The 21934-nt window shown below is 47.9% G+C and carries 20 protein-coding genes; 16 read left to right on the top strand and 4 right to left on the bottom strand.

The genetic code is table 11. The annotated features are described in order from the left end of the window. Nucleotides 1-35: 35 nt before the first annotated feature. From PUN32_RS00195 to lnt, 4 genes are all read left to right on the top strand, one after another. Nucleotides 36-1154 (top strand): PhoH family protein, encoded by a 1119-nt coding sequence (locus tag PUN32_RS00195; protein ID WP_274721218.1) that lies wholly within the window; start codon nucleotides 36-38, stop codon nucleotides 1152-1154. Beyond that, nucleotides 1151-1615, top strand: a complete 465-nt coding sequence (gene ybeY, locus PUN32_RS00190) for an rRNA maturation RNase YbeY (protein WP_274721217.1) — start codon at nucleotides 1151-1153, stop codon at nucleotides 1613-1615. Before PUN32_RS00195 ends, ybeY begins: the two co-directional genes overlap by 4 nt. A gap of 69 nt (nucleotides 1616-1684) precedes the next feature. Further along, nucleotides 1685-2557 carry a CNNM family magnesium/cobalt transport protein CorC gene (gene corC, locus PUN32_RS00185; RefSeq protein WP_166014602.1) on the top strand — a complete coding sequence of 291 codons (873 nt, stop codon included), beginning with the start codon at nucleotides 1685-1687 and terminating at the stop codon, nucleotides 2555-2557. A 38-nt stretch (nucleotides 2558-2595) separates the two neighbouring features. After that, on the top strand, nucleotides 2596-4110 hold the full coding sequence (gene lnt / locus PUN32_RS00180) for an apolipoprotein N-acyltransferase (RefSeq protein WP_274721216.1): 1515 nt from the start codon (nucleotides 2596-2598) through the stop codon (nucleotides 4108-4110). A 113-nt stretch (nucleotides 4111-4223) separates the two neighbouring features. On the opposite strand, the gene PUN32_RS00175 is transcribed toward lnt, so the two are convergent. Further along, nucleotides 4224-4694, bottom strand: a complete 471-nt coding sequence (locus PUN32_RS00175; protein WP_274721215.1) for a zinc ribbon-containing protein — start codon at nucleotides 4692-4694, stop codon at nucleotides 4224-4226. Nucleotides 4695-4867: 173 nt separating this feature from the next. Between PUN32_RS00175 and leuS the strand changes: the two genes are divergently transcribed. From leuS to lipA, 12 genes are all read left to right on the top strand, one after another. Then, complete coding sequence (gene leuS / locus PUN32_RS00170) at nucleotides 4868-7444, top strand: leucine--tRNA ligase (RefSeq protein ID WP_274721214.1); 2577 nt, start codon at nucleotides 4868-4870, stop codon at nucleotides 7442-7444. Nucleotides 7445-7614: 170 nt separating this feature from the next. Further along, nucleotides 7615-8232 (top strand): LPS-assembly lipoprotein LptE, encoded by a 618-nt coding sequence (locus PUN32_RS00165; protein ID WP_274721213.1) that lies wholly within the window; start codon nucleotides 7615-7617, stop codon nucleotides 8230-8232. A 5-nt stretch (nucleotides 8233-8237) separates the two neighbouring features. Continuing rightward, the gene (gene holA, locus PUN32_RS00160; RefSeq protein WP_274721212.1) at nucleotides 8238-9266 is read left to right on the top strand and encodes a DNA polymerase III subunit delta; all 1029 of its coding nucleotides are present in this window, start codon (nucleotides 8238-8240) and stop codon (nucleotides 9264-9266) included. Nucleotides 9267-9459: 193 nt separating this feature from the next. Beyond that, a complete protein-coding gene (gene rsfS / locus PUN32_RS00155; RefSeq protein ID WP_166014596.1) occupies nucleotides 9460-9777 on the top strand; it encodes a ribosome silencing factor in 318 nt (105 codons plus the stop codon). Between the two features lie 2 nt (nucleotides 9778-9779). Beyond that, nucleotides 9780-10250: a 23S rRNA (pseudouridine(1915)-N(3))-methyltransferase RlmH gene (gene rlmH, locus PUN32_RS00150; protein WP_166014595.1), complete on the top strand. Its 471-nt coding sequence runs from the start codon at nucleotides 9780-9782 to the stop codon at nucleotides 10248-10250. A 6-nt stretch (nucleotides 10251-10256) separates the two neighbouring features. Next, nucleotides 10257-12149, top strand: a complete 1893-nt coding sequence (mrdA, locus tag PUN32_RS00145) for a penicillin-binding protein 2 (RefSeq protein ID WP_166014594.1) — start codon at nucleotides 10257-10259, stop codon at nucleotides 12147-12149. After that, on the top strand, nucleotides 12149-13270 hold the full coding sequence (rodA, locus tag PUN32_RS00140) for a rod shape-determining protein RodA (protein WP_274721211.1): 1122 nt from the start codon (nucleotides 12149-12151) through the stop codon (nucleotides 13268-13270). Before mrdA ends, rodA begins: the two co-directional genes overlap by 1 nt. After that, entirely contained in the window at nucleotides 13270-14055 is a 786-nt protein-coding gene (locus PUN32_RS00135) for a septal ring lytic transglycosylase RlpA family protein (protein ID WP_274721210.1), read from the top strand. The genes rodA and PUN32_RS00135 overlap by 1 nt, the downstream gene beginning before the upstream one ends. Before the next feature lie 90 nt (nucleotides 14056-14145). Further along, a complete protein-coding gene (locus PUN32_RS00130; RefSeq protein ID WP_166014591.1) occupies nucleotides 14146-15321 on the top strand; it encodes a serine hydrolase in 1176 nt (391 codons plus the stop codon). A 143-nt stretch (nucleotides 15322-15464) separates the two neighbouring features. Then, a complete protein-coding gene (gene ybeD, locus PUN32_RS00125; protein WP_166014590.1) occupies nucleotides 15465-15743 on the top strand; it encodes a DUF493 family protein YbeD in 279 nt (92 codons plus the stop codon). Between the two features lie 184 nt (nucleotides 15744-15927). Further along, nucleotides 15928-16581: a lipoyl(octanoyl) transferase LipB gene (lipB, locus tag PUN32_RS00120; protein WP_274721209.1), complete on the top strand. Its 654-nt coding sequence runs from the start codon at nucleotides 15928-15930 to the stop codon at nucleotides 16579-16581. Then, nucleotides 16574-17539: a lipoyl synthase gene (gene lipA, locus PUN32_RS00115; RefSeq protein WP_166014588.1), complete on the top strand. Its 966-nt coding sequence runs from the start codon at nucleotides 16574-16576 to the stop codon at nucleotides 17537-17539. The genes lipB and lipA overlap by 8 nt, the downstream gene beginning before the upstream one ends. A gap of 92 nt (nucleotides 17540-17631) precedes the next feature. Here lipA and glyA read toward each other — a convergent pair whose 3' ends face one another. The 3 genes from glyA to vpsO all read right to left on the bottom strand — a co-directional run bounded on the left by glyA (nucleotide 17632) and on the right by vpsO (nucleotide 21918). After that, nucleotides 17632-18882 carry a serine hydroxymethyltransferase gene (glyA, locus tag PUN32_RS00110; RefSeq protein ID WP_166014587.1) on the bottom strand — a complete coding sequence of 417 codons (1251 nt, stop codon included), beginning with the start codon at nucleotides 18880-18882 and terminating at the stop codon, nucleotides 17632-17634. Nucleotides 18883-19229: 347 nt separating this feature from the next. Beyond that, on the bottom strand, nucleotides 19230-19655 hold the full coding sequence (locus PUN32_RS00105) for a VanZ family protein (protein ID WP_166014586.1): 426 nt from the start codon (nucleotides 19653-19655) through the stop codon (nucleotides 19230-19232). A gap of 49 nt (nucleotides 19656-19704) precedes the next feature. Further along, the gene (gene vpsO / locus PUN32_RS00100) at nucleotides 19705-21918 is read right to left on the bottom strand and encodes an exopolysaccharide regulatory tyrosine autokinase VpsO (protein WP_274721208.1); all 2214 of its coding nucleotides are present in this window, start codon (nucleotides 21916-21918) and stop codon (nucleotides 19705-19707) included. Nucleotides 21919-21934 lie beyond the last annotated feature (16 nt).

Raw genomic sequence — 21934 nt, 5'->3', positions numbered from 1 at the left:
CAATCGGACATTTATTGGCATAGTGAGAGGCAAATTTGAGCAATAAAATTATAACCTTAGAAATCGATCTACACCCTTCTGATAACCAACGCTTAGCCAGCCTATGTGGCCCTTTCGATGATAACATCAAGCACCTCGAACGGCGCTTAGGGGTTGAAATCAATTACCGTGGCCATTTTTTTACCATCGTCGGCCAAACACATACTGCCGCTGCAGCACTGGATATTATTAAGACCTTATATGTGGCTACCGCGCCGCTGCGTGGTGAGATTGCCGATATTGAACCTGAGCAAATTCACTTAGCGATCAAAGAGTCTGGCGTGCTGGAACAGCAGCATGAGTCAAGTATTCACTACGGCAAAGAAGTGGTGGTAAAAACCAAAAAAGGCGTGATCAAACCGCGCACCCCGAATCAAGCTCAATACTTGATGAATATGGTGACCCACGATATTACCTTTGGCGTTGGCCCAGCCGGCACCGGCAAAACTTATCTTGCGGTCGCCGCCGCAGTGGATGCACTTGAGCGCCAAGAAATCCGTCGCATTCTGCTCACCCGCCCTGCGGTTGAAGCGGGGGAAAAACTCGGCTTTCTGCCTGGCGATCTCAGCCAAAAAGTCGATCCTTACTTGCGGCCACTGTACGATGCCCTGTTTGAAATGCTCGGTTTTGAGCGGGTTGAAAAACTGATTGAGCGCAATGTGATTGAAGTCGCTCCCCTCGCCTACATGCGCGGACGCACCTTAAATGATGCGTTTATCATTCTTGATGAAAGCCAAAATACCACCGTAGAGCAGATGAAAATGTTTCTCACCCGGATTGGTTTTAATTCGCGAGCGGTGATCACTGGTGATGTGACCCAAATCGACTTACCACGCGGTGCAAAATCGGGGCTGCGCCACGCAATTGAAGTACTCAGTCAAGTCGAAGAGATCAGCTTTAACTTTTTCCAAGCTGAGGATGTGGTACGCCACCCAGTGGTGGCACGCATCGTCAATGCTTATGAACAGTGGGAAGCGCAAGATCAAAAGCAGCGTCAGCTACATGAGCAGCGCCGCCGTGAGGAGCGAGCAGCGGGGCTACTCAGTAGCGTCGTGAGCGAGACTTCGCCAGCTCAGCCAACGTCATCTAACCCACATGAGTCGCACCTGTCATGAGTATCGAACTGGACTTACAATTTGCCGTCAGCGATCACCATGGGCTACCAAGCGCTGCTGATTTTGCCACTTGGCTAACCCACACCATTAGCCCATTTCAAGCCCAAGCTGAAGTAACGATTCGGATTGTCGATAGCGCGGAAAGTCATCAGCTCAATCTCAATTATCGCGGCAAAGATAAACCGACCAATGTGCTCTCTTTCCCATTTGAAGCTCCGCCGGGTATCGAACTTGATCTGCTCGGTGATTTGGTGATCTGTCGCCAAGTGGTTGAACATGAAGCGATTGAACAAAATAAACCTTTACAAGCTCATTGGGCGCATATGGTTGTACATGGTAGTCTGCATCTGCTAGGTTATGACCACATCGAAGATGATGAAGCCGAAGAGATGGAAGCACTGGAAACCGAAATTATGCAACAAATGGGCTTTAGTGATCCGTATCTGACCGAAAAAATGTAATCCTTATCGGCCAAGATAAGGCACATGTGAGCTATCACACTTCTGATAGCGTTAGTAAATTGAGACATAATGAACGACGACAATGCTCAAAATTCGGAAGGTCCGAGTAGAAAGTCCTTCTTTGAACGCCTAAGCCAACTTTTTCAGGGTGAGCCAAAAGATCGCCAAGAGCTGGTCGATGTGATCCGCGACTCTGAAATCAACGATTTGATTGACCATGACACCCGCGACATGCTGGAAGGGGTGATGGAAATCGCCGAAATGCGCGTACGCGACATCATGATCCCACGCTCACAAATGGTCACCATCGATCGTACCCACAATCTCGATAGCTTAGTCGCCATCATGACCGATGCGCAGCACTCACGTTATCCAGTGATCAGCGAAGATAAAGATCATGTGGAAGGCATTCTACTTGCGAAGGACTTACTCAAATATCTCGGCTCGAATAGTGCTCCATTCGATATCCAGCAAGTGATCCGCCCAGCGGTGGTCGTTCCGGAGAGTAAACGGGTTGACCGCTTGCTCAAAGAGTTCCGTGAAGAACGTTACCATATGGCGATTGTGGTGGATGAGTTTGGTGGTGTTTCCGGGCTAGTGACTATTGAAGACATTCTGGAAGAAATCGTCGGCGACATTGAAGATGAATTTGACGATGAAGAGCAAAAAGAGATCCGTCAACTGAGCAAGCACACTTTCTCGGTCAAAGCTCTTGCCACTATTGAAGAGTTTAACCACACCTTTGGCACCAAATTCAGTGATGAAGAGGTGGATACCGTCGGTGGTTTGGTGATGACCGCCTTTGGACACTTACCCGCCCGTGGCGAGGTGGTCGATATCGCAGGCTACAATTTCAAAGTGATGGCAGCGGACAATCGCCGCGTGGTCGCCTTGCAAGTGACCGTGCCAGATCTAGAAACGCTCTCGCATGCACAAGAATAACCCTCTCCGATGACTGAGCAACGGTAAATAACAACACGATGAACAGCCTATTATCTCATCGCCTAATGCGGCCGCTCGCGGCCGCTTTGGTTGGTGTGTTGACCCCGCTGGCTTTTGCCCCCTATCAAATTTGGCCACTCGCCTTAATCAGCCCCACTTTACTGCTGCTGCTGCTGCATCAACAAACTGCACGGCGAGCTGCGATAATTGGTTATGCGTGGGGAATTGGGCAATTTGCCTTCGGGATCAGTTGGGTACATGTCAGTATCGACACCTTTGGCGGAATGCCTAAAATCGCTAGCCTGTTTTTAATGACCTTACTGGTCGGTTATCTCGCCCTTTATCCGGCACTTTTCGGCTGGCTGCTCAATCGCTGGTTTGCCAATAACTCGCGCAGCAAATGGTTAGGCGCAGTACCGGCATTATGGTTAATCACTGATTGGTTACGCGGCTGGGTGATGACTGGCTTTCCTTGGCTATGGCTTGGCTACAGCCAAATTGATAGTCCATTGGCTAACTTCGCGCCGATCGGCGGAGTGGAGTTGATCACCTTACTACTGCTGATCTGTGCCGGCAGTTGTGCTTATGCTCTGCTCAATCGCCGCTGGCTCACTCTCTTAATCCCGCTAATCATCTATGCCACTGGCTATGGCTTACAAGCGATCCAATGGGTCACTCCGCAAACCGAACGCAACACAACGGTCGCGCTGCTCCAAGGCAACATTGAACAAGGCTTAAAATGGCTGCCCAACCAGCGCTGGCCAACCATCATGAAATACACCGATCTCACCCGAGAAAACTGGGATGCGGACATCATTATTTGGCCAGAAGCGGCAATCCCTGCACTGGAATCTGAAATTCCGTCATTCTTGCATAATTTAGATGCTGCGGCGCGAATCAATCAGAGTGCTGTGATCACCGGCATTATCAATCAAAATGATGATCAACAGTATTTCAATAGTGTACTGACCCTTGGCGTTACTCCTCACGAAGAGTATCGCTATGACCTAAGTCTGCGCTACCACAAATACCATTTGTTGCCATTTGGCGAATTTGTGCCATTTGAGGCGCTGTTAAGACCGCTCGCTCCCTTTTTTAATCTGCCGATGTCCTCGTTTAGCCAAGGCGAGTATGTACAGCCGAACCTGATTGCCAAAGGCTTCGCGTTTGCTGCCGCACTGTGTTATGAAATTATCTTTAATCAGCAAGTGCGTGACAATGTGACCGCTGAGACCGATTTTCTGCTCACGCTATCCAATGACGCTTGGTTTGGCCGCTCCATCGGTCCGATGCAACATATGGAAATTGCCCGTATGCGCGCATTAGAACTCGGTAAACCACTGATCCGTGCGACCAACAATGGCATTACCGCGATCACCGATCAACGTGGGCGGATTATCGCTCAACTGCCACAATTTGAAACTGGCGTATTAAGAGCCACAGTCACCCCAACTCGGGGCAGCACGCCTTATTATCAAGTCGGCACCACACCACTCTATCTCTGGGTCGGACTGGCTCTGATGTTGGCTGGCTGGCGACGTCGCCATATATAAGTACTGATATAAATACCAGTGCTGACACAAATAAACACTGACACAAACGGGAAGCAAAGCTTCCCGTGATTGGTTTGGATCAGGTTGGGTTTTTCAATAGATCTAAGATTGTGCTAAGGCTTAAGAGCTTGGCGGCTGAAAGCTTTACCGCCACATTGAGTACAAGGCTCTACCACAGTTGGGTGAGTAAACTCGGTTTTGTGACCGCAGTGATCGCACACCAAGATCCCCAAGCCAATCATGTCACCGACTTGATACAAGCCTTGATGCTCCAAATCGGCAAACAACTCTCGCCACTCGACGCTGGTGCGATCAGTAATATCCAGCAGCCCCTGCCAAATCGAGTTAGTGATCATCAGATAAAATGGGCCACTTTTGCTCTGCTCAACACGTTCCGAAAACTCTTTGAGATCGGCTTCGATATAAGCTGAGATTAAGGCGAGCTCATCTTTGGTTAAATCATTAGCCGCATTCACATACTTGGCGGAAGATTGCACAATCTCATGCACACCATCAGAACTGTGTTTAAGGGTTTCTACCACCTCAGCCAATAAGGCTTCATAACTTGCTTTCTGTTTTGGCATATCTTACCTCTCTCAAGCCTGATGACTAGCGGATCATCCCCTTCCAACTTCAAGTTGCAGCTTCAAGTTGGAAGGGGATAGCTATTGTTGTAAACCCCTGCTTTCTGTATTCTATGCCGAACCGAAAGAGTTCGTTCCTACTGAACTCACAAATTCCAAGATGGATGTCATCGATGCAAGAGCAATACAACCCACAAGAGATTGAACACAAGGTTCAACAGCACTGGGACAACCACCAAACCTTCGTGGTTAGTGAAGACCCAAACAAAGAAAAATTCTACTGTCTTTCTATGTTCCCGTACCCAAGCGGCCGACTGCATATGGGTCATGTGCGCAACTACACCATCGGTGATGTAGTCTCTCGTTTCCAACGTCTGCAAGGCAAAAACGTACTACAACCTATCGGTTGGGATGCATTTGGTCTGCCAGCAGAAAATGCGGCGGTCAAAAACAATACTGCGCCAGCGCCTTGGACTTACGAAAATATCGAATACATGAAAAACCAGCTCAAATTACTGGGCTTTGGTTATGACTGGAATCGTGAATTTGCCACTTGCCGCCCAGAGTACTACCGTTGGGAACAAGAGTTCTTCACTAAACTGTTTGAAAAAGGCTTAGTGTACAAAAAAACCTCATCGGTTAACTGGTGCCCTAATGACCAAACCGTGCTGGCCAACGAGCAAGTAGAAGATGGTTGCTGCTGGCGCTGTGATACTCCGGTTGAGCAAAAAGAGATCCCACAATGGTTTATTAAGATCACGGCCTATGCCCAAGAGCTGCTTGATGATCTGGATAACCTTGACGGTTGGCCTGAAATGGTTAAAACCATGCAGCGTAACTGGATTGGCCGCTCTGAAGGTGTAGAGCTGAAATTTGCCGTTAAAGGCGAAAGCACAGACCTTGAAGTGTATACCACACGCCCTGATACCTTGATGGGTGTGACCTACGTGGCTATCGCCGCGGGTCACCCTCTGGCCAGCAAAGCGGCAGCCAATAAACCTGCGCTCGCCACATTTATTGACGAATGTAAAAACACCAAGGTGGCCGAAGCTGAACTCGCGACCATGGAAAAGAAAGGCATGGCAACTGGCCTAACCGCTATCCATCCTTTAAACGGTCGTGAAGTACCGATCTACATCGCCAACTTCGTATTAATGGATTACGGTACTGGCGCAGTGATGGCGGTACCAGCTCATGACCAACGTGACTTTGAATTCGCGACCAAATACGGCCTAGATATCATCCCTGTGATTAAGCCTGCTGATGGCAGCGAGCTGGATGTGTCGGAAGCCGCTTACACTGACAAAGGCGTGTTGTTCGCTTCTGGCGAATTTGATGGTTTGGATTTCCAAGCCGCCTTTAACGCGATCGCGGCCAAATTGGCAGCAGAAGGCAAAGGCACCAAAACAGTTAACTTCCGTCTGCGTGACTGGGGCGTGTCCCGTCAACGTTATTGGGGTGCACCAATTCCGATGGTGACGACTGAAGATGGCCAAGTCCACCCAGTACCAGCTGACCAACTGCCTGTGATCTTGCCCGAAGATGTGGTGATGGATGGGGTAACCAGCCCAATCAAAGCTGATAAAGAGTGGGCAAAAACCACCTTTAACGGTGCGCCAGCCCTGCGCGAAACCGATACCTTTGACACCTTTATGGAGTCTTCATGGTATTACGCGCGTTACTGTTCACCACAAGCGGATGATATTCTTGATCCAGCCAAAGCCAATTACTGGCTGCCAGTCGATCAATACATCGGTGGTATTGAGCATGCGTGTATGCACCTGCTCTATTCACGTTTCTTCCACAAACTGCTGCGTGATGCAGGTTACGTGCAAAGCGATGAGCCATTTAAAAAGCTGCTATGCCAAGGCATGGTACTGGCTGATGCTTTCTACTACACCAATGACAAAGGTGGTAAAGAGTGGGTTGCGCCAACTGAAGTCAAAGTAGAACGTGATGGCAAAGGCCGTATCGTCTCGGCAGTGGATACCACAGGTCGTCAAGTTGAGCACTCAGGCATGATCAAAATGTCTAAGTCGAAAAACAACGGCATCGACCCACAAGAGATGGTCGACAAATACGGTGCTGACACGGTACGTCTGTTCATGATGTTTGCCTCACCTGCGGATATGACCCTGGAATGGCAAGAATCTGGTGTTGAGGGCGCTAACCGCTTCCTGCGTCGGGTTTGGAAACTGGTTCGTGAACATGCTGCGCTTGGCCAAGCTCCAGCACTGGATGCATCTGCTCTGAATGCAGACCAAAAAGCGCTGCGCCGCGATGTCCACAAAACCATCGCCAAAGTGACCGATGATGTCGCGCGTCGTCAGACTTTCAATACCGCTATCGCTGCGATCATGGAGCTGATGAACAAGCTGACTAAAGCACCAATGGCCGAAGCGCAAGATCGTGCGATTCTGGATGAAGCACTGAAAGCCATCACGCTGATGCTGTACCCGATCACTCCACATATCTGTTTCGAAATGTGGGTGGCACTCGGTCAAAGCAATATCGATACGGCAAGCTGGCCAACGTACGATGAAGCCGCACTGGTCGAAGATGAAAAGCTGATCGTGCTACAAGTCAACGGTAAACTGCGTGGCAAACTGACCGTTGCTGCTGATGCCACTCAACAACAAGTGGAAGCATTAGGCATGCAAGATGAGAACGTGCAGAAATTCACCGATGGTCTAACCGTACGTAAAGTGATTTATGTGCCGGGTAAACTGCTCAATATCGTAGCGAGCTAACTTAGCCTAGCGTAACCAATCAACCCGCCATTAGCGTAACCAATGAACTAATGGCGGGTTTTAAGGTCAGTAAACAGGAATCGTCCTGTGTATTTATCTCAGCTTATCGCATGATCAACGCTTGATAAGCTGAGATAAGTATTGTGCCTAATAATGAGACTGAAGCCTCCATGCCTACCCCTGTTGTTACTAGTTTGAAATGGTCACTTTTGGTATTGCTCACCAGCTTACTGACCGCGTGTGGTTTCCACTTACGTGGTGACTACAGTATTCCACAAGAGCTATCGAGCATGTCTTTAACCAGTTATGACCAATACAGCAGCTTTACACGCTTAGTTCATCGCCAATTACGTCTGAATAAGGTCAACTTACAAACCCCCGCCGCCGATGTGCCGAATTTACATCTGCTCAGTGAAAGTGTCGGCGAACGCACCTTATCGCTATACCAAAATACCCGCGCCGCAGAAAAAGAGCTGACCTTTCGAGCCTCTTATCGAGTAACCGTGCCTGAGCTAGGCAGCCGGACTTTTTCAACCAGCGTTACGCGTAGCTATCTAGATAACCCACTGACTGCACTGGCAAAATCTGTTGAACGCGACATGATTGAAGAAGAGATGCGCCGCTTGGCCGCTAGCCAAATTGTGCGCCAAATGGCACGTTTAAAAGCCGACTTCGCCCGTAAAACACTGGATGAGCAAGCCTTAGAACATGAAAACGCTCAGGCCGATTATCAGCTTGAGGCTCAAGAATTGACGGAGCCAACCGCCACAGAAGGCCAAAGTGAGTAGTTTCGATGCGCATTTACGCTGAAAAACTGGCTGAGTCACTGCACAAAACCCTGTATCCGATTTACCTCGTATTGGGTAATGAACCGCTGTTGATCCAAGAAGCCAAAACCGCGATTGAAACCGCGGCCAAAGCGCAAGGATTTATCGAAAAACATCGCTTCAGCGCGGATGCCAGCTTAGATTGGAGCTCTGTCTATGATTGTTGTCAGGCTCTCAGCCTGTTTTCCAATCGTCAGTTAATCGAGCTGGAAATCCCAGAATCGGGCATCAACGCCGCGACAGCAAAAGAGTTAAACACCTTAGTAGGTCAGCTCCACGCGGATATTCTGCTGTTGGTGATCGGTCCTAAACTGACTAAGGCCCAAGAAAGTGCCGCTTGGTTTAAAAGCCTGAGCCAAAACGCCTGTTGGGTCAATTGCCTCACTCCTGAATTAAACCGCCTACCACAGTTTGTGCAACAGCGCTGCTACACACTCGGCTTAAAACCGGACGCTGAGGCGGTACAAATGCTGGCACAGTGGCATGAAGGTAATTTGTTTGCACTTAGTCAAAGCCTAGAAAAATTAGCCCTACTCTACCCTGATGGCCGACTCACCTTAGTACGCTTAGAAGAGTCACTGAGTCGCCATAACCATTTCACGCCTTATCACTGGATGGATGCCTTGCTTGAGGGCAAGGCTAACCGTGCTCAGCGCATCTTACGCCAACTGATGCTGGAAGAGAGTGAGCCAATCATATTGATCCGTAGTGCGCAAAAAGAGCTGATCCAACTGTTAAAATGGCAGCAAGAGCGCCAAACGCTGGGCAATCTCGGTGCTCTATTTGATCGCCATCGGGTGTGGCAAAATCGTAGGCCACTTTATTCAGCAGCCTTGCAGCGATTACCCACTCGTACACTGCACTCACTACTGAGCTTACTGGCACAAGCTGAATTACTGGCCAAAACACAATATCAACAACCGGTATGGCCAATCTTGCAGCAATTGAGTTTGCAATGCTGTGATCCTCAGGTAAAGCTGCCTTTACCACACTAAAAGCGTGATATACTGCGCCGTTTATATACCCAAACAACTTGATGTTGTAGGTAGGCAGCAAGTGAGTAAGTCCCCATCAGCATAGACAAACTATGTGATTGGGATGAACGAACCTAGCCAACACCGCTACAGCTTTAAGTAGGAAGGGGATCAAAACAGTGGCTTTTATTAACTCCATTAAGAGGATATTCCCTTGCAAGCTGAAGCACTCAAAGACTTTCTTGCCGACAAAGCCGATGATATTAAAGCGGTGGATATCACCACGCTAGATGTTCAAGGTAAATCCAGCGTTACTGATTTTATGATTGTGTGCACCGGCACCTCAAAAACCCATGTTACCTCGATTGCTGAACATGTTGCCAACCAAGCCAAACTTGCTGGTCTAACCCCACTTGGCATCAATGGTGAAAATGAAGGTCAATGGGTGGTGTTAGATATGGGCAGCGTGATGCTGCATGTGATGCAAGCATCACAACGCGAACTGTATCAACTGGAAAAACTCTGGGGCTAAGTGTGAAAATTCAACTGATCGCGGTCGGTACCAAAATGCCGAAATGGGTTGAAGAGGGCTTTCAAGAATACCGCCGTCGCTTCCCGCATGATATGCCACTCGAATTGGTAGAGATTACCGCGGGTAAACGGGGTAAAAATGCCGATATTGCGCGCATTTTGCAAAAAGAAGGCGAAGCGATGCTCGCTGCGGTACCGAAAGGTAATCGCATCATCACCTTGGATATTCCCGGTAAACGCTGGGATACCGAGGAGCTTGCGCAACAACTGGAAAGCTGGAAACACGATGGCCGCGACGTTTCGATTTTGATTGGCGGGCCAGAAGGACTTGCTCCTGCTTGCAAAGCCGCGGCGGATCAAAGTTGGTCACTTTCACCGCTCACCTTGCCTCATCCGTTGGTGAGAGTCGTGATGGCAGAAAGCTTATATCGTGCTTGGAGCATCACCACTAACCACCCTTACCATCGAGAATAGCGTGCCATGCGACACCAGCATTCCCCAATCCGCGACCATCAAGCCGAAACGCAGCTGTTTCGTAATCGCGCTATCGTCTCTTTCTTGGCAATTTTGCTGTGTATGGGGCTGCTGGTCACTAACTTGTATCATATCCAGATCAACCAGTATCAAGATTATAAAACCCGCTCCAATGATAACCGAATCAAAGTGGTGCCGATTTCACCGAATCGCGGACTGATTTTTGATCGTAATGGGGTATTGCTGGCGGAAAACCGTCCAGTATTCAACTTAGAGCTGACCCCAGAAAAAGTGCCCAATATGACGGAAACGATTGAGCGCTTACAGCAGATCCTCGAAATTAGCCCAGAAGCACTGGCCGCTTTTGAAAAAGAACGCCGCCAAACACGGCGTTTTAACTCGGTACCATTACTGACTCAGCTCACCGACGAGCAAGTGGCTAAATTCTCGGTCAATCAGCACAAATTCCCCGGTGTTGCAGTTAGCGCTAACCTAAAACGTTATTATCCATATGGCGAAGTACTGACTCATGTGATTGGCTATGTATCACGCATTAACGATAAAGATCTGGAGCGCTTAGAGCGAGAAGATAAAAAAGCCAACTATCAAGCCACACGTGATATTGGCAAGCTGGGCATTGAACGTTACTACGAAGATTTGCTGCATGGCACTGCCGGTTATCAGGAAGTGGAAGTCAATAGCCGCGGGCGGGTGATCCGTACGCTAAAATATGTTCCGCCTATCCCCGGGCAAGATATTGTGCTCAACCTCGACATTGAACTACAACTCTACGCTTATCAATTATTAGATGGACGCCGTGGCTCTGTGGTTGCACTCGATCCACAGGATAATGGTGTACTGGCGATGGTATCGAGCCCAAGCTATAACCCCAACTCGTTCGTACATGGTATTTCCGCCAAGGCTTACAATGAATTACTCAATGATACACGCCGCCCATTGGTGAATCGTACCACGCTGGGGATTTACCCACCCGGTTCAACGGTTAAGCCCTTTATCGCCGTTTCAGCACTGCAAGACGGCGTCATCACCCCAAATACCACGCGTAACGATCCAGGCTATTGGCGCATTCCTAATACCGATACGCGCCCTTTCCGTGATTGGCTACGCTGGGGACATGGTCGAGTTGATATCATCAAATCCCTTGAAGAGTCGGTGGATACCTTCTTCTATCAAATAGCCTACGATATGGGGATCGATAAGCTCTCCAGTTGGATGATGCGTTTTGGTTTTGGTGAATTTACCGGCATTGATATTTACGAAGAGAGTAAGGCGAATATGCCTACTCGTGAATGGAAAATGGCCCGCCATAAAGTGCCATGGTACCAAGGTGATACGATTCCGGTTGGAATTGGTCAAGGCTATTGGACCGCAACCCCGATGCAAATTGCCAAAGCCACCTCGGTGTTAGTCAACCATGGTGCTGTCACTGCACCTCATCTATTGCGTGCCACCATTGAAAACGGTGCCCAATTTGCTAGTCAGCGGGATATGTCTTACACCACCTATCCGCCGATTGATGGGGTGCCAAAACGGTATTGGGAGATGGCGATCCAAGGCATGCACTTGGTTAACCATGGCGCGAAAGGTACCGCACGACGCGCTTTTCAAAATATGTCTTATCCTACAGCGGGCAAATCCGGTACTGCGCAAGTGTTTGGTTTAGCTGATGGCCAAAAATACAACGCCAGCGAATTAGCGGAACATCTACACGACCACGCTTTATTTACTGGTTTCGCTCCGGTGAATGATCCCAAAGTGATCGTCACATTGGTACTCGAACACGGCGGTGGCGGTTCAAGCAATGGTGGCCCTGTGGTCCGTCAGATCTTCGATCGGGTGATTTTAGGTAACAGTGTGACACAAGAGGCACAACAATAATGAAGATGGATCCCTCTACCGGACAAAATCGGGTGCTGTTTGAGCGTTTTCATCTCGATTTACCGTTGTTAATTGGTGTCTTAACCCTGATGGGATTTGGGCTAGTAGTGATGTATAGTGCCAGCGGGCAAAGCATCGCTATGATGGATCGCCAAGCGATGCGTATGGCGATGTCACTGGTGGTAATGGTGCTGCTCGCACAAATTTCACCTCGCACTTACGAAAGTGCTGCACCAATACTGTTTTTCTGTGGGGGGGTACTGCTAGTGTGTGTACTGCTGTTTGGAGAAACCTCCAAAGGTGCACAGCGTTGGCTTGACCTTGGTTTTGTCCGTTTCCAACCCTCAGAATTGCTCAAACTGGCGGTTCCGCTGATGGTGGCACGTTATATCGGCAAACGCGCTCTGCCGCCCTCGTTAAAAACCTTAGCAGTTTCACTACTGATGGTGTTTGTACCGACTATCTTGATTGCGAAACAACCCGATCTAGGTACCTCAATTCTGATTGCCGCATCCGGCATTTTTGTGATTTTTTTAGCCGGGATCAGTTGGAAGCTGATCACGGCTGCGGCCATTTCCGTGGGTGCTTTTGTGCCTGTACTGTGGTTCTTTTTGATGCACGAATACCAAAAAGTTCGGGTACGCACGCTGTTTGACCCAGAATCCGACCCACTCGGAGCGGGCTATCATATTATCCAAAGTAAGATTGCGATTGGATCGGGCGGGTTATCCGGCAAAGGCTGGCTACATGGCACGCAATCGCAACTGGAATTTCTTCCTGAACGACATACTGACTTTATCTTTGCAGTAATTGCTGAAGAATGGGGTATGATCGGCATCTTAGCGCTGTTGAGCCTATATTTATTTATTATTGGCCGCGGGCTGTACTTAGCTAGCCATGCCCAAAATGCCTTTGGGCGCATGATGGCGGGCAGTATCGTACTCAGCTTCTCTGTGTATGTGTTTGTGAACATAGGCATGGTAAGCGGAATTTTACCTGTGGTAGGCGTACCGCTACCGCTGATTAGTTATGGTGGGACTTCAATGGTGACTCTGATGGCCGGTTTCGGTATTTTGATGTCCATTCATACCCATCGTAAGGCGTTTTCGAAGACACTTTAATGAACCGATTTTATTTATACACCTTGCTTATTTTCATTTTGGCTGGATGCAGCTCTTCCAGTGGCCGCTACGAGATGTCGGATGATAAAGCACCGGATAAACCACTGTCGGTTGAGCATATTGAAGATGCTCATCCACAGTATGAGCCATATAGCTTAGGCGGCAATAAAAACTACAACCTGCGCGGTAAGAGCTATAGCATTATTAAAGATCCCAAAGGCTTTGCCGAAAGCGGTAAAGCCTCTTGGTATGGTAAAAAGTTTCATGGTCACCGCACCTCAAATGGTGAAATTTACGACATGTATTCGATGACGGCTGCGCATAAAACCCTGCCGATCCCGAGCTATGTAAAAGTGACCAACACCGATAATGGCAAAACCACCATTGTCCGAGTCAATGATCGCGGTCCGTTCCATGACGGACGAGTGATTGATCTTAGCTATGCGGCCGCCTACAAAATTGGCGTAGTACAAGCTGGCACGGCCAATGTCAAAATTGAAGTCATCAGTGTCGACAAGCCAACAGCCCCGCGCCCGAAAATTAATGCGCTTGAATATGTGATTCAGGTGGTTTCATCACAACATGTTGAACGGGTCCGAACTTTAGCGCAGAACTTAGGTCAGAACTTATCGGTGCCAAGCTTTGTGGAAAGCGCAGACAGCCATCATCGCTTGTACCTTGGCCCCTTTACTGACGATGATCTAACCCAGAATTTACTTGAACAAGTAAAATCTGCTGGTTACGACAGCGCATTTATTAAAACGCTTAATAAACGCACTCAATAATAACTCAAACCAGACTTGATCATCCGCGTCTGGTTTGAGAGGTTATTTTTGTTAAGATTACGGACACTTAAGTAGAACTAAGCATTCACCATGAAAAAATTAATCCTAAAATCTGGGTTAGCGTCTTCGATTACGCTCGCCATCTCATTAAGCAGCAGCGCATTAGCCTCTCCGATCGTGGTTCCTGATGCACCACAAATTGCCGCCAAAGGCTATGTGTTGATGGATTATCATTCAGGTAAAGTGTTAGCGGAAAAAGAGAGTAATACCAAACTTTCTCCGGCCAGCCTGACCAAAATGATGACCAGCTATGTGATTGGGCAAGAGCTCCAACGTGGCAATATTTCACTCAATGATGATGTAACGATCAGCAAAAATGCTTGGGCGAAAAACTTTCCTGACTCATCGAAAATGTTTATTGAAGTCGGAACCACAGTAAAAGTCAGCGATCTTAACCGTGGCATTATTATTCAGTCCGGTAACGATGCGTGTGTCGCCATGGCTGAACACATTGCCGGCACCGAAGATGCGTTTGTCGATCTGATGAATGCTTGGGCTAGCTCGTTGAATATGAAAAATTCCCACTTCACCAACTCACATGGTTTGGATGATGCGAATTTATACTCAACCCCTTATGACTTAGCGCTACTTGGCCAAGCACTGATCCGAGATGTACCGGATGAATATGCCATTTATGCGGAGCAAAAATACACCTACAACGGTATCACCCAATATAACCGCAACGGCTTACTGTGGGATAAAAGCATGAATGTGGATGGGATCAAAACCGGACACACCAGTGGCGCGGGTTATAACCTAGTGAGCTCAGCGACTGAAGGGAGCATGCGTTTAGTGGCTGTGGTGATGGGTACCGACAGTGAAAACGCCCGCAAAGCAGAAAGTAAAAAACTGCTCAGTTATGGCTTCCGCTTTTTTGAAACCGTAGCGCCACATAAAGCTGGCGAAACCTTTGTCAACGAAACCATCTGGATGGGTAGCCAAAATACCATCGCGCTCGGCGTGGCAGAAGATACTTATGTCACCCTACCTCGCGGCCAAGCCAAAGATCTCACCGCCAGCTTTGTGCTGGAAAAAGAGCTTAAAGCACCACTGAAAAAAGGTGATGTGGTCGGGACGCTTTACTATCAACTCTCTGGCAACGATCTAGTGCAATACCCACTGATGGCGCTGGAAGATGTAGAAGAAGGTAGCTTATTTAATCGTCTGTGGGACTACTTGGTACTGCTGTTTAAAAGCTGGTTTTAAGTGAACCCTATCCTAGCTTGAGTGCATATCGATTCAACACTAAACAAAGCCGCCCAGTGCGGCTTTTTTGTGCGCTTGAGATCACATCGGAATGGCTGTAGTATTTCGTCCCGTTTTTCCAATGCTCAAACTGGAGTGTCACTATGCTCAACATCAACTCTGATGCGAAATTAAAAGATTTGCTCGAATTTCCATGTTCCTTTACTTACAAGGTCATGGGATATGCTAAACCTGAGCTACCAGAACGGGTGTTAGAAGTGATTCAGCGCCACGCTCCTGGTGATTACAGCCCACGAGTCAAACCAAGCGCAAAAGGTAACTATCATTCCGTATCAGTGACCATTCACGCGACCTCGATCGAACAAGTGGAAATCCTCTATAAAGAGCTAGGTGAAATCGATATTGTGCGTATGGTGTTGTAAACCTCGTCATTATTTTATTTGTTAAAATATTATTGGAAGCAGCTTCGGCTGCTTTTCTTTATTTTTCATAAAGTTAATTAGCCACCCCCACCATAACATCAAAAAGATGCCGCAGATAGGTAGTTGATTATGCACAAGCAGTTTATAATCGAAATACTTTACATATCTCAGATGGATGTGCTTGATGGAAAATCAGTTGTTAGTGAGATACCTTGGTAAGCAGGATTACACGCCCGTTTGGCAGGCGATGCACCACTTCACCGATCAGCGTAGCTCAACAACGCGCGATGAAGTCTGGCTGGTCGAGCACCATCCAGTGTTTACTCAAGGACAAGCTGGCAAAACTGAACATCTATTAAATACTGGTGATATTCCAGTGCTGCAAAGTGATCGTGGTGGGCAAGTCACTTACCATGGCCCCGGGCAATTAATCGCCTACGTATTAATTGATCTGCGCCGTAAACACCTCGGGGTTCGTGAACTGGTCACTAAGATTGAACAGTTAGTCATTAACACCTTACAAGACTACCAGATTGATTCTGCTGCCCGCCCTGATGCGCCTGGGGTTTATGTACAAGATAAAAAAATCTGTTCATTAGGTTTGCGTATCCGCAAAGGCTGCTCATTCCATGGGTTGGCATTGAATATTCAGATGGATCTTAGCCCTTTTCAACGCATCAACCCTTGTGGCTATCCCGGCATGGAGATGGTGCAAATCAGCGATTTTGATCGCTCGGTTGACCTCGAAGCCGTAGCACAACTATTAATCCAAAACCTCGTTGCTCAACTAGACTACGAGCAAGTCGAATTCAGCACAGAAGCCTATAATTATGAGTAAACCAATTCAGATGGAAGCCGGCATTAAGTATCGTGATGCCGCCAAAATGGCCTTAATTCCAACCAAAAATATGCCGACAGAGCCGCAAGAAATTCTGCGCAAGCCGGAATGGATGAGAATAAAGCTGCCCAGCGACAGTCAACGCATCCAAGACATCAAAGCCGCGATGCGTAAAAATAGCCTGCACTCAGTGTGTGAAGAAGCTTCGTGTCCCAACTTGGCGGAATGTTTTAACCATGGTACCGCCACGTTTATGATCCTTGGTGCCATCTGTACTCGACGCTGCCCGTTCTGTGATGTGGCCCATGGCCGCCCAAATGCGCCGGAAGCGCAAGAGCCGCAAAAACTAGCACAAACCATTCGCGATATGCAGCTCAAGTATGTGGTGATCACCTCAGTAGATCGTGATGATTTACGTGATGGTGGCGCGCAACATTTCGCTGCGTGTAACCGTGAAATTCGCCAGTTAAATCCACACATCAAAATTGAAACCCTAGTGCCAGATTTCCGAGGCCGGATGGATGTTGCCTTAGCCGCGCTGCAAGATAATCCACCGGATGTGTTTAACCATAATTTAGAAACGGCGCCACGCTTGTATCGTAAAGTGCGCCCGGGGGCAAACTACAAGTGGTCGCTAGAATTACTGCGCCAATTTAAACAGCAGCACCCGCATATCCCGACTAAATCAGGGCTAATGATGGGCTTAGGTGAAACCAAGCAAGAGATCATTGAAGTACTGCAAGACTTACGTGCCCATGGGGTAACCATGTTAACACTCGGCCAATATTTAGCACCAAGCCGCCACCATTTACCGGTTGAGCGCTATGTTCCCCCTGCTGAGTTTGATGAACTAAAAGCCATCGCACTGCAACTCGGCTTTACTCATGCGGCATGTGGCCCGTTTGTGCGCTCTTCTTATCATGCGGATTTGCAAGCCAAAGGGTTAGAAGTTAAGTAGTAAAAGCCATTGCGCTTCTAAGTAAGATAAAAAGTAGAAAGCCTGCAAAAATGCAGGCTTTCACTTATCGCAGTATCTGTTCGACTGACCGCTTACGCATAAACGGGTAAACGTTGGCAGATCGCCAGCACTTTTTGCTTGGTCGCTTCAATTACCGCAGCATCATTGATGTTATCGAGCACATCACACATCCAGTTAGCCAGATCTTGTGCATCTTGCTCGGTAAAGCCACGACGGGTGATCGCCGGTGTACCTACGCGGATGCCAGATGTCACAAATGGACTGCGTGGATCATTTGGCACCGAGTTTTTGTTAACCGTGATGTTCGCTGCACCGAGTGCGGCATCCGCATCTTTGCCGGTAATGTCTTTATCGATCAGATCGACCAAAAACAGGTGATTCTCGGTGCTGTTCGAGACAATTTTATAGCCGCGAGCTTGGAACTGCGCCACCATCGCCTTAGCATTTTTGACTACGCGCGCTTGATAAGCTTTGAACTCAGGCTCCATCGCTTCTTTAAATGCCACTGCTTTAGCCGCAATCACATGCATCAGTGGACCACCTTGGCCGCCAGGGAAAACCGCAGAGTTCAGTTTCTTATACATCTCTTCGCCAGCATTTGACAAAATCAAACCGCCGCGTGGACCAGCCAAAGTTTTATGGGTTGTGGTACTCACCACATGAGCAAATGGTACGGGTGTTGGGTAAACTCCAGCCGCGACCAAACCAGCAACGTGCGCCATATCGACAAATAGATAAGCACCGACTTTATCGGCAATATCACGCATCCGCTTCCAATCAACGATTTGTGAGTAAGCCGAGAAACCACCGATGATCATCTTAGGTTTGTGCTCTAACGCTAACGCTTCCATTTCGTCGTAGTTGATTTGGCCAGCTTCATCAATGCCATAAGGAATGATGTTGTAATGCTTACCAGAGAAGTTCACTGGCGAACCGTGGGTTAAGTGGCCACCGTGCGCAAGGCTCATACCAAGCACAGTATCACCTGGGTTAAGTAGCGCCATATACACTGCGCTGTTCGCTTGAGAGCCAGAGTGTGGTTGCACGTTGGCATATTCACAGCCAAACAGTTGGCAAGCACGTTCAATCGCCAAAGCTTCCGCTTTATCAACAAACTCACAGCCACCGTAGTAACGCTTGCCAGGATAACCTTCCGCATACTTGTTGGTCAGTTGAGAACCTTGTGCTTGCATTACACGCGGGCTGGTGTAGTTTTCTGAAGCAATGAGTTCAATATGTTCTTCTTGGCGAAGTGTCTCTTCTTGGATAGCCGCGTAAAGCTCCGGATCGTAATCAGCGATGTTCATATCACGCTTAAGCATCTGTATCTCCTGACTCAGATTTGACTGAAATTGCAAAAAAACCACACAACGACTCAACGCAAACGTTTTCGTCATCACTTTATGCAACGCATTCTACATAATTTGATCTTTATCATAAAGCCTAATTAGCGGAATTTATTATGCAGTTTTTTCATAACGCCAGAGACTACCTGCATGTTTAACCACGTAAACATGGCTAAATATACCCAAACAACTTGGAGTTGCAGCTAGGCGGCAAGTGAGTGAGTCCCCATGAGCATAGGCAAACTATGTGATTGGGGTGAACGAACGTCGCCAACACCGCTGCAGCTTCAAGTAGGAAGGGGATGGCCTAGAAGCCTGATAGCTTAATGAACAGCAACCGGCTTACGTTGCCGCCATCCTACCCAAAAAGCGTTGCATAAACTTGCGCTCATCACCCCCATCAAGCTGGCCAAAATATCTAACAGGCTAAAAGTCCGTAACGGTGCAAAAGCTTGCAACGCTTCATCCACCATACAACCGATCGCGACAATCCCTCCCGCGAACAGTACACCTTGATAACTAGCGTAGGTCGCCGAAAGCACCCGATAAACAACCAAGGTTAAACTCAGGGCTAATAATGCATGCAGGTGTAAATCGCTGCCAACCATAAGCTCCAACTGTTTCACGTAATCAGCATGCCAACCGAATGATTTCAGCCCTGAAGCCAGCGCGGTCATTAGTGCTAATCCCCACAACAGCAGCATAGAAACTGGACGCTGCTCAATTAGCGCACGCAATACATGCCACATTCGCTTCCCCTGATTGAAAACCAACAAACTTTCTTTTTCACTTTGGCTTCTACTCGCGCGCACTCGCTTTACCGTAATCAGCATAATAAGCTTGAGGATGATAGTAACCGCTATAGCGTGAGGCTTGTTTAGCATTCAAGCGATTGAGTATCACCCCATCAATACGACTGGCTTGATGAGTCAATTTCCCCACTACATCACGCACCATCGGTGTGCGAGTATGATGAGCATCAATCACTAAAATCACCGAATCAACGTATTTGGCCAGCATAAAGCTGTCGCTTACCGCTAAACAGGGTGGAGTATCAATCACGATTTGTTGATATTGAGTACGTAATTGCGTTAACCAGTGGCTGAATTTCGAAGATGACAGCAACTCTAACGGATTCGAGGTATAAACCCCCGCCGTGAGGATATCTAGCCCAGATTGCTGATCATGATATATACAATCTGCAAGACTATGGGTCCCGGTTAACAAATTAGTGATACCCGGCTGTGCACCGGAGATCCCAAACCGATGAGCAACCGCTGGCTTGCGTAAATCGCAGTCAATCAGCAGCGTCTTCTCCATTTGAGCTAAAGATAAGGCTAAGTTAATACTGGATAGCGTTTTACCCTCGCCCGGTATACAGGAGGTCAACATCACCACATGCTGCCCCTGATTAACATGAGCCAGTAAATAACTGGTGCGGATAGTACGCACCGCTTCGGTGAGTTGATGTAAGCCCGCATCAAAATACGCTTTGGCATCTAATTTAGCACGCCGTTTACCAATCATTGGGATCACCCCTAATAAACTCAGCGCCAGCTGTTTCTCTACTTGCTTAATATCGGTGAAAGTGTCGGACATCGCATCAGAAATAAATGCCAACACACACCCAAAACCAAACGATGCCACCCACGTCAACAGCACAATCAGCTTTTTGTTCGGCTTACTCGGCGCTAACGGTGGGCTCGCTTGGTCAGTAAAGCGGGCAATAGTGGTATTAAAATCCCCTGAAGCACTGGTTTCTTTTTGGCGAGCTAAGAATAGATCAAACAGCTCACGGTTAGTTTGCACTTCACGTTTGAGTTCTGAAAATTTGGCATTTTTGACGGTTAGAGTTTGAAACTCTGATTTACGCTGCTTAAATTCCGCCTGCAGTGCCAGCTCCGCTTGTTTTGCGCCCTGTAACTCATTGTTGATACCATTAAGTAGTTGCCTAAGCTCAGCGCGCAGATTGCTACGCACCGCATCTAGCTGTGCCTGCGCCGATTTCAATCTCGGGTGTTTCGGACCATAACGCTTAGAAAATTCAGAGACTTTACGCTCAGCATCGACCTCTGCTACCTTCAAATCTCGAATGGTCGGATGGTTGGAAATTTCTGGAATGGATGAGAGTGCAGTGATATCGCGATCATTTTTGCTATAGCTGCTAGCGACCAAATACAGGGTTTCTGCGGCAACACGACGATCGCGCGCTCGGTTCATCTGTGAAGTCAGCTCTTCCAGCCCCTGGGTTGCTAAGCCTTCCACGCCTTGCACATCCACTAAACCTTCGGCTTGTAAAAATGCCTGCAGTTGAGTCTCGGAACTGCGCATTTTTTCACGCAGCTCTTCCATACGCGTATTGAGCCAAGTGTTGGCTTTTAATTCCACTTCCAACTTGGCTTCCAGATGACTATCCATGTAAACCCGAGCGATTTCATTAGCGATGTTAGCCGCTAATTGAGGATCTCCCGCGGTATAGTAAATATTGACCAACTGCGTTTTACGGATAGGAACAATCTCCATACCCAGCTTGAACTTATATAACACTAGGCGATTTTGACGATATGCCAACTGTTCTGGATCTTGCTCCACATTTTGTGACTTGAAGCGGTTAAGTATCGGTAGCCACTGCAAGATCTGCTCTTTTAACTCGGATAAACGATTATTTTGCGGAGTAAGGTCGAATTCAGAGTGGCTCTGTAAAGCCAAACGCTGAATGACCTGCTCTGCAATCGCATCCGATTTAAGAATTTCAATTTGAGTTAAATAGTATTCCTGACTTTTGGTATCGAGCCCATATACCTCTTCAATCGATACCGCTTTCGCTTGTGTCGATTCAATCAAAATCGTGGCACGGGCGGTGTACTCTGAACGCATTGAGAGCACGAGCAATAAGCTTATTGTGGTGACTAAAGTTGAAAACAGCAAAATTCGCCATTTGTAGCTAAGCAGCACATTGAAATACTGACGAATATCAATGACTTCTTCTTGAGTGAATTGTTTACCTGCCATCTTGTGTACCGTTACA

The organism is Vibrio chanodichtyis, from assembly GCF_028863985.1.
GTDB classification, from domain to species: Bacteria; Pseudomonadota; Gammaproteobacteria; order Enterobacterales; family Vibrionaceae; genus Vibrio; species Vibrio chanodichtyis.
This window is presented reverse-complemented; position numbering and strand designations above follow the sequence as displayed.

Bases quoted from the DNA above. Each gene is read 5' to 3' on its own strand.
- vpsO (WP_274721208.1), bottom strand. From the start codon at position 21,918: ATGGCAGGTAAACAATTCACTCAAGAAGAAGTCATTGATATTCGTCAG.
- PUN32_RS00165 (WP_274721213.1), top strand. From the start codon at position 7,615: ATGCCTACCCCTGTTGTTACTAGTTTGAAATGGTCACTTTTGGTATTG.
- PUN32_RS00105 (WP_166014586.1), bottom strand. From the start codon at position 19,655: ATGTGGCATGTATTGCGTGCGCTAATTGAGCAGCGTCCAGTTTCTATG.
- PUN32_RS00130 (WP_166014591.1), top strand. From the start codon at position 14,146: ATGAAAAAATTAATCCTAAAATCTGGGTTAGCGTCTTCGATTACGCTC.
- PUN32_RS00135 (WP_274721210.1), top strand. From the start codon at position 13,270: ATGAACCGATTTTATTTATACACCTTGCTTATTTTCATTTTGGCTGGA.
- lipB (WP_274721209.1), top strand. From the start codon at position 15,928: ATGGAAAATCAGTTGTTAGTGAGATACCTTGGTAAGCAGGATTACACG.
- lipA (WP_166014588.1), top strand. From the start codon at position 16,574: ATGAGTAAACCAATTCAGATGGAAGCCGGCATTAAGTATCGTGATGCC.
- mrdA (WP_166014594.1), top strand. From the start codon at position 10,257: ATGCGACACCAGCATTCCCCAATCCGCGACCATCAAGCCGAAACGCAG.
- PUN32_RS00175 (WP_274721215.1), bottom strand. From the start codon at position 4,694: ATGCCAAAACAGAAAGCAAGTTATGAAGCCTTATTGGCTGAGGTGGTA.
- ybeY (WP_274721217.1), top strand. From the start codon at position 1,151: ATGAGTATCGAACTGGACTTACAATTTGCCGTCAGCGATCACCATGGG.
- lnt (WP_274721216.1), top strand. From the start codon at position 2,596: ATGAACAGCCTATTATCTCATCGCCTAATGCGGCCGCTCGCGGCCGCT.
- glyA (WP_166014587.1), bottom strand. From the start codon at position 18,882: ATGCTTAAGCGTGATATGAACATCGCTGATTACGATCCGGAGCTTTAC.
- holA (WP_274721212.1), top strand. From the start codon at position 8,238: ATGCGCATTTACGCTGAAAAACTGGCTGAGTCACTGCACAAAACCCTG.
- rodA (WP_274721211.1), top strand. From the start codon at position 12,149: ATGAAGATGGATCCCTCTACCGGACAAAATCGGGTGCTGTTTGAGCGT.
- corC (WP_166014602.1), top strand. From the start codon at position 1,685: ATGAACGACGACAATGCTCAAAATTCGGAAGGTCCGAGTAGAAAGTCC.
- leuS (WP_274721214.1), top strand. From the start codon at position 4,868: ATGCAAGAGCAATACAACCCACAAGAGATTGAACACAAGGTTCAACAG.
- ybeD (WP_166014590.1), top strand. From the start codon at position 15,465: ATGCTCAACATCAACTCTGATGCGAAATTAAAAGATTTGCTCGAATTT.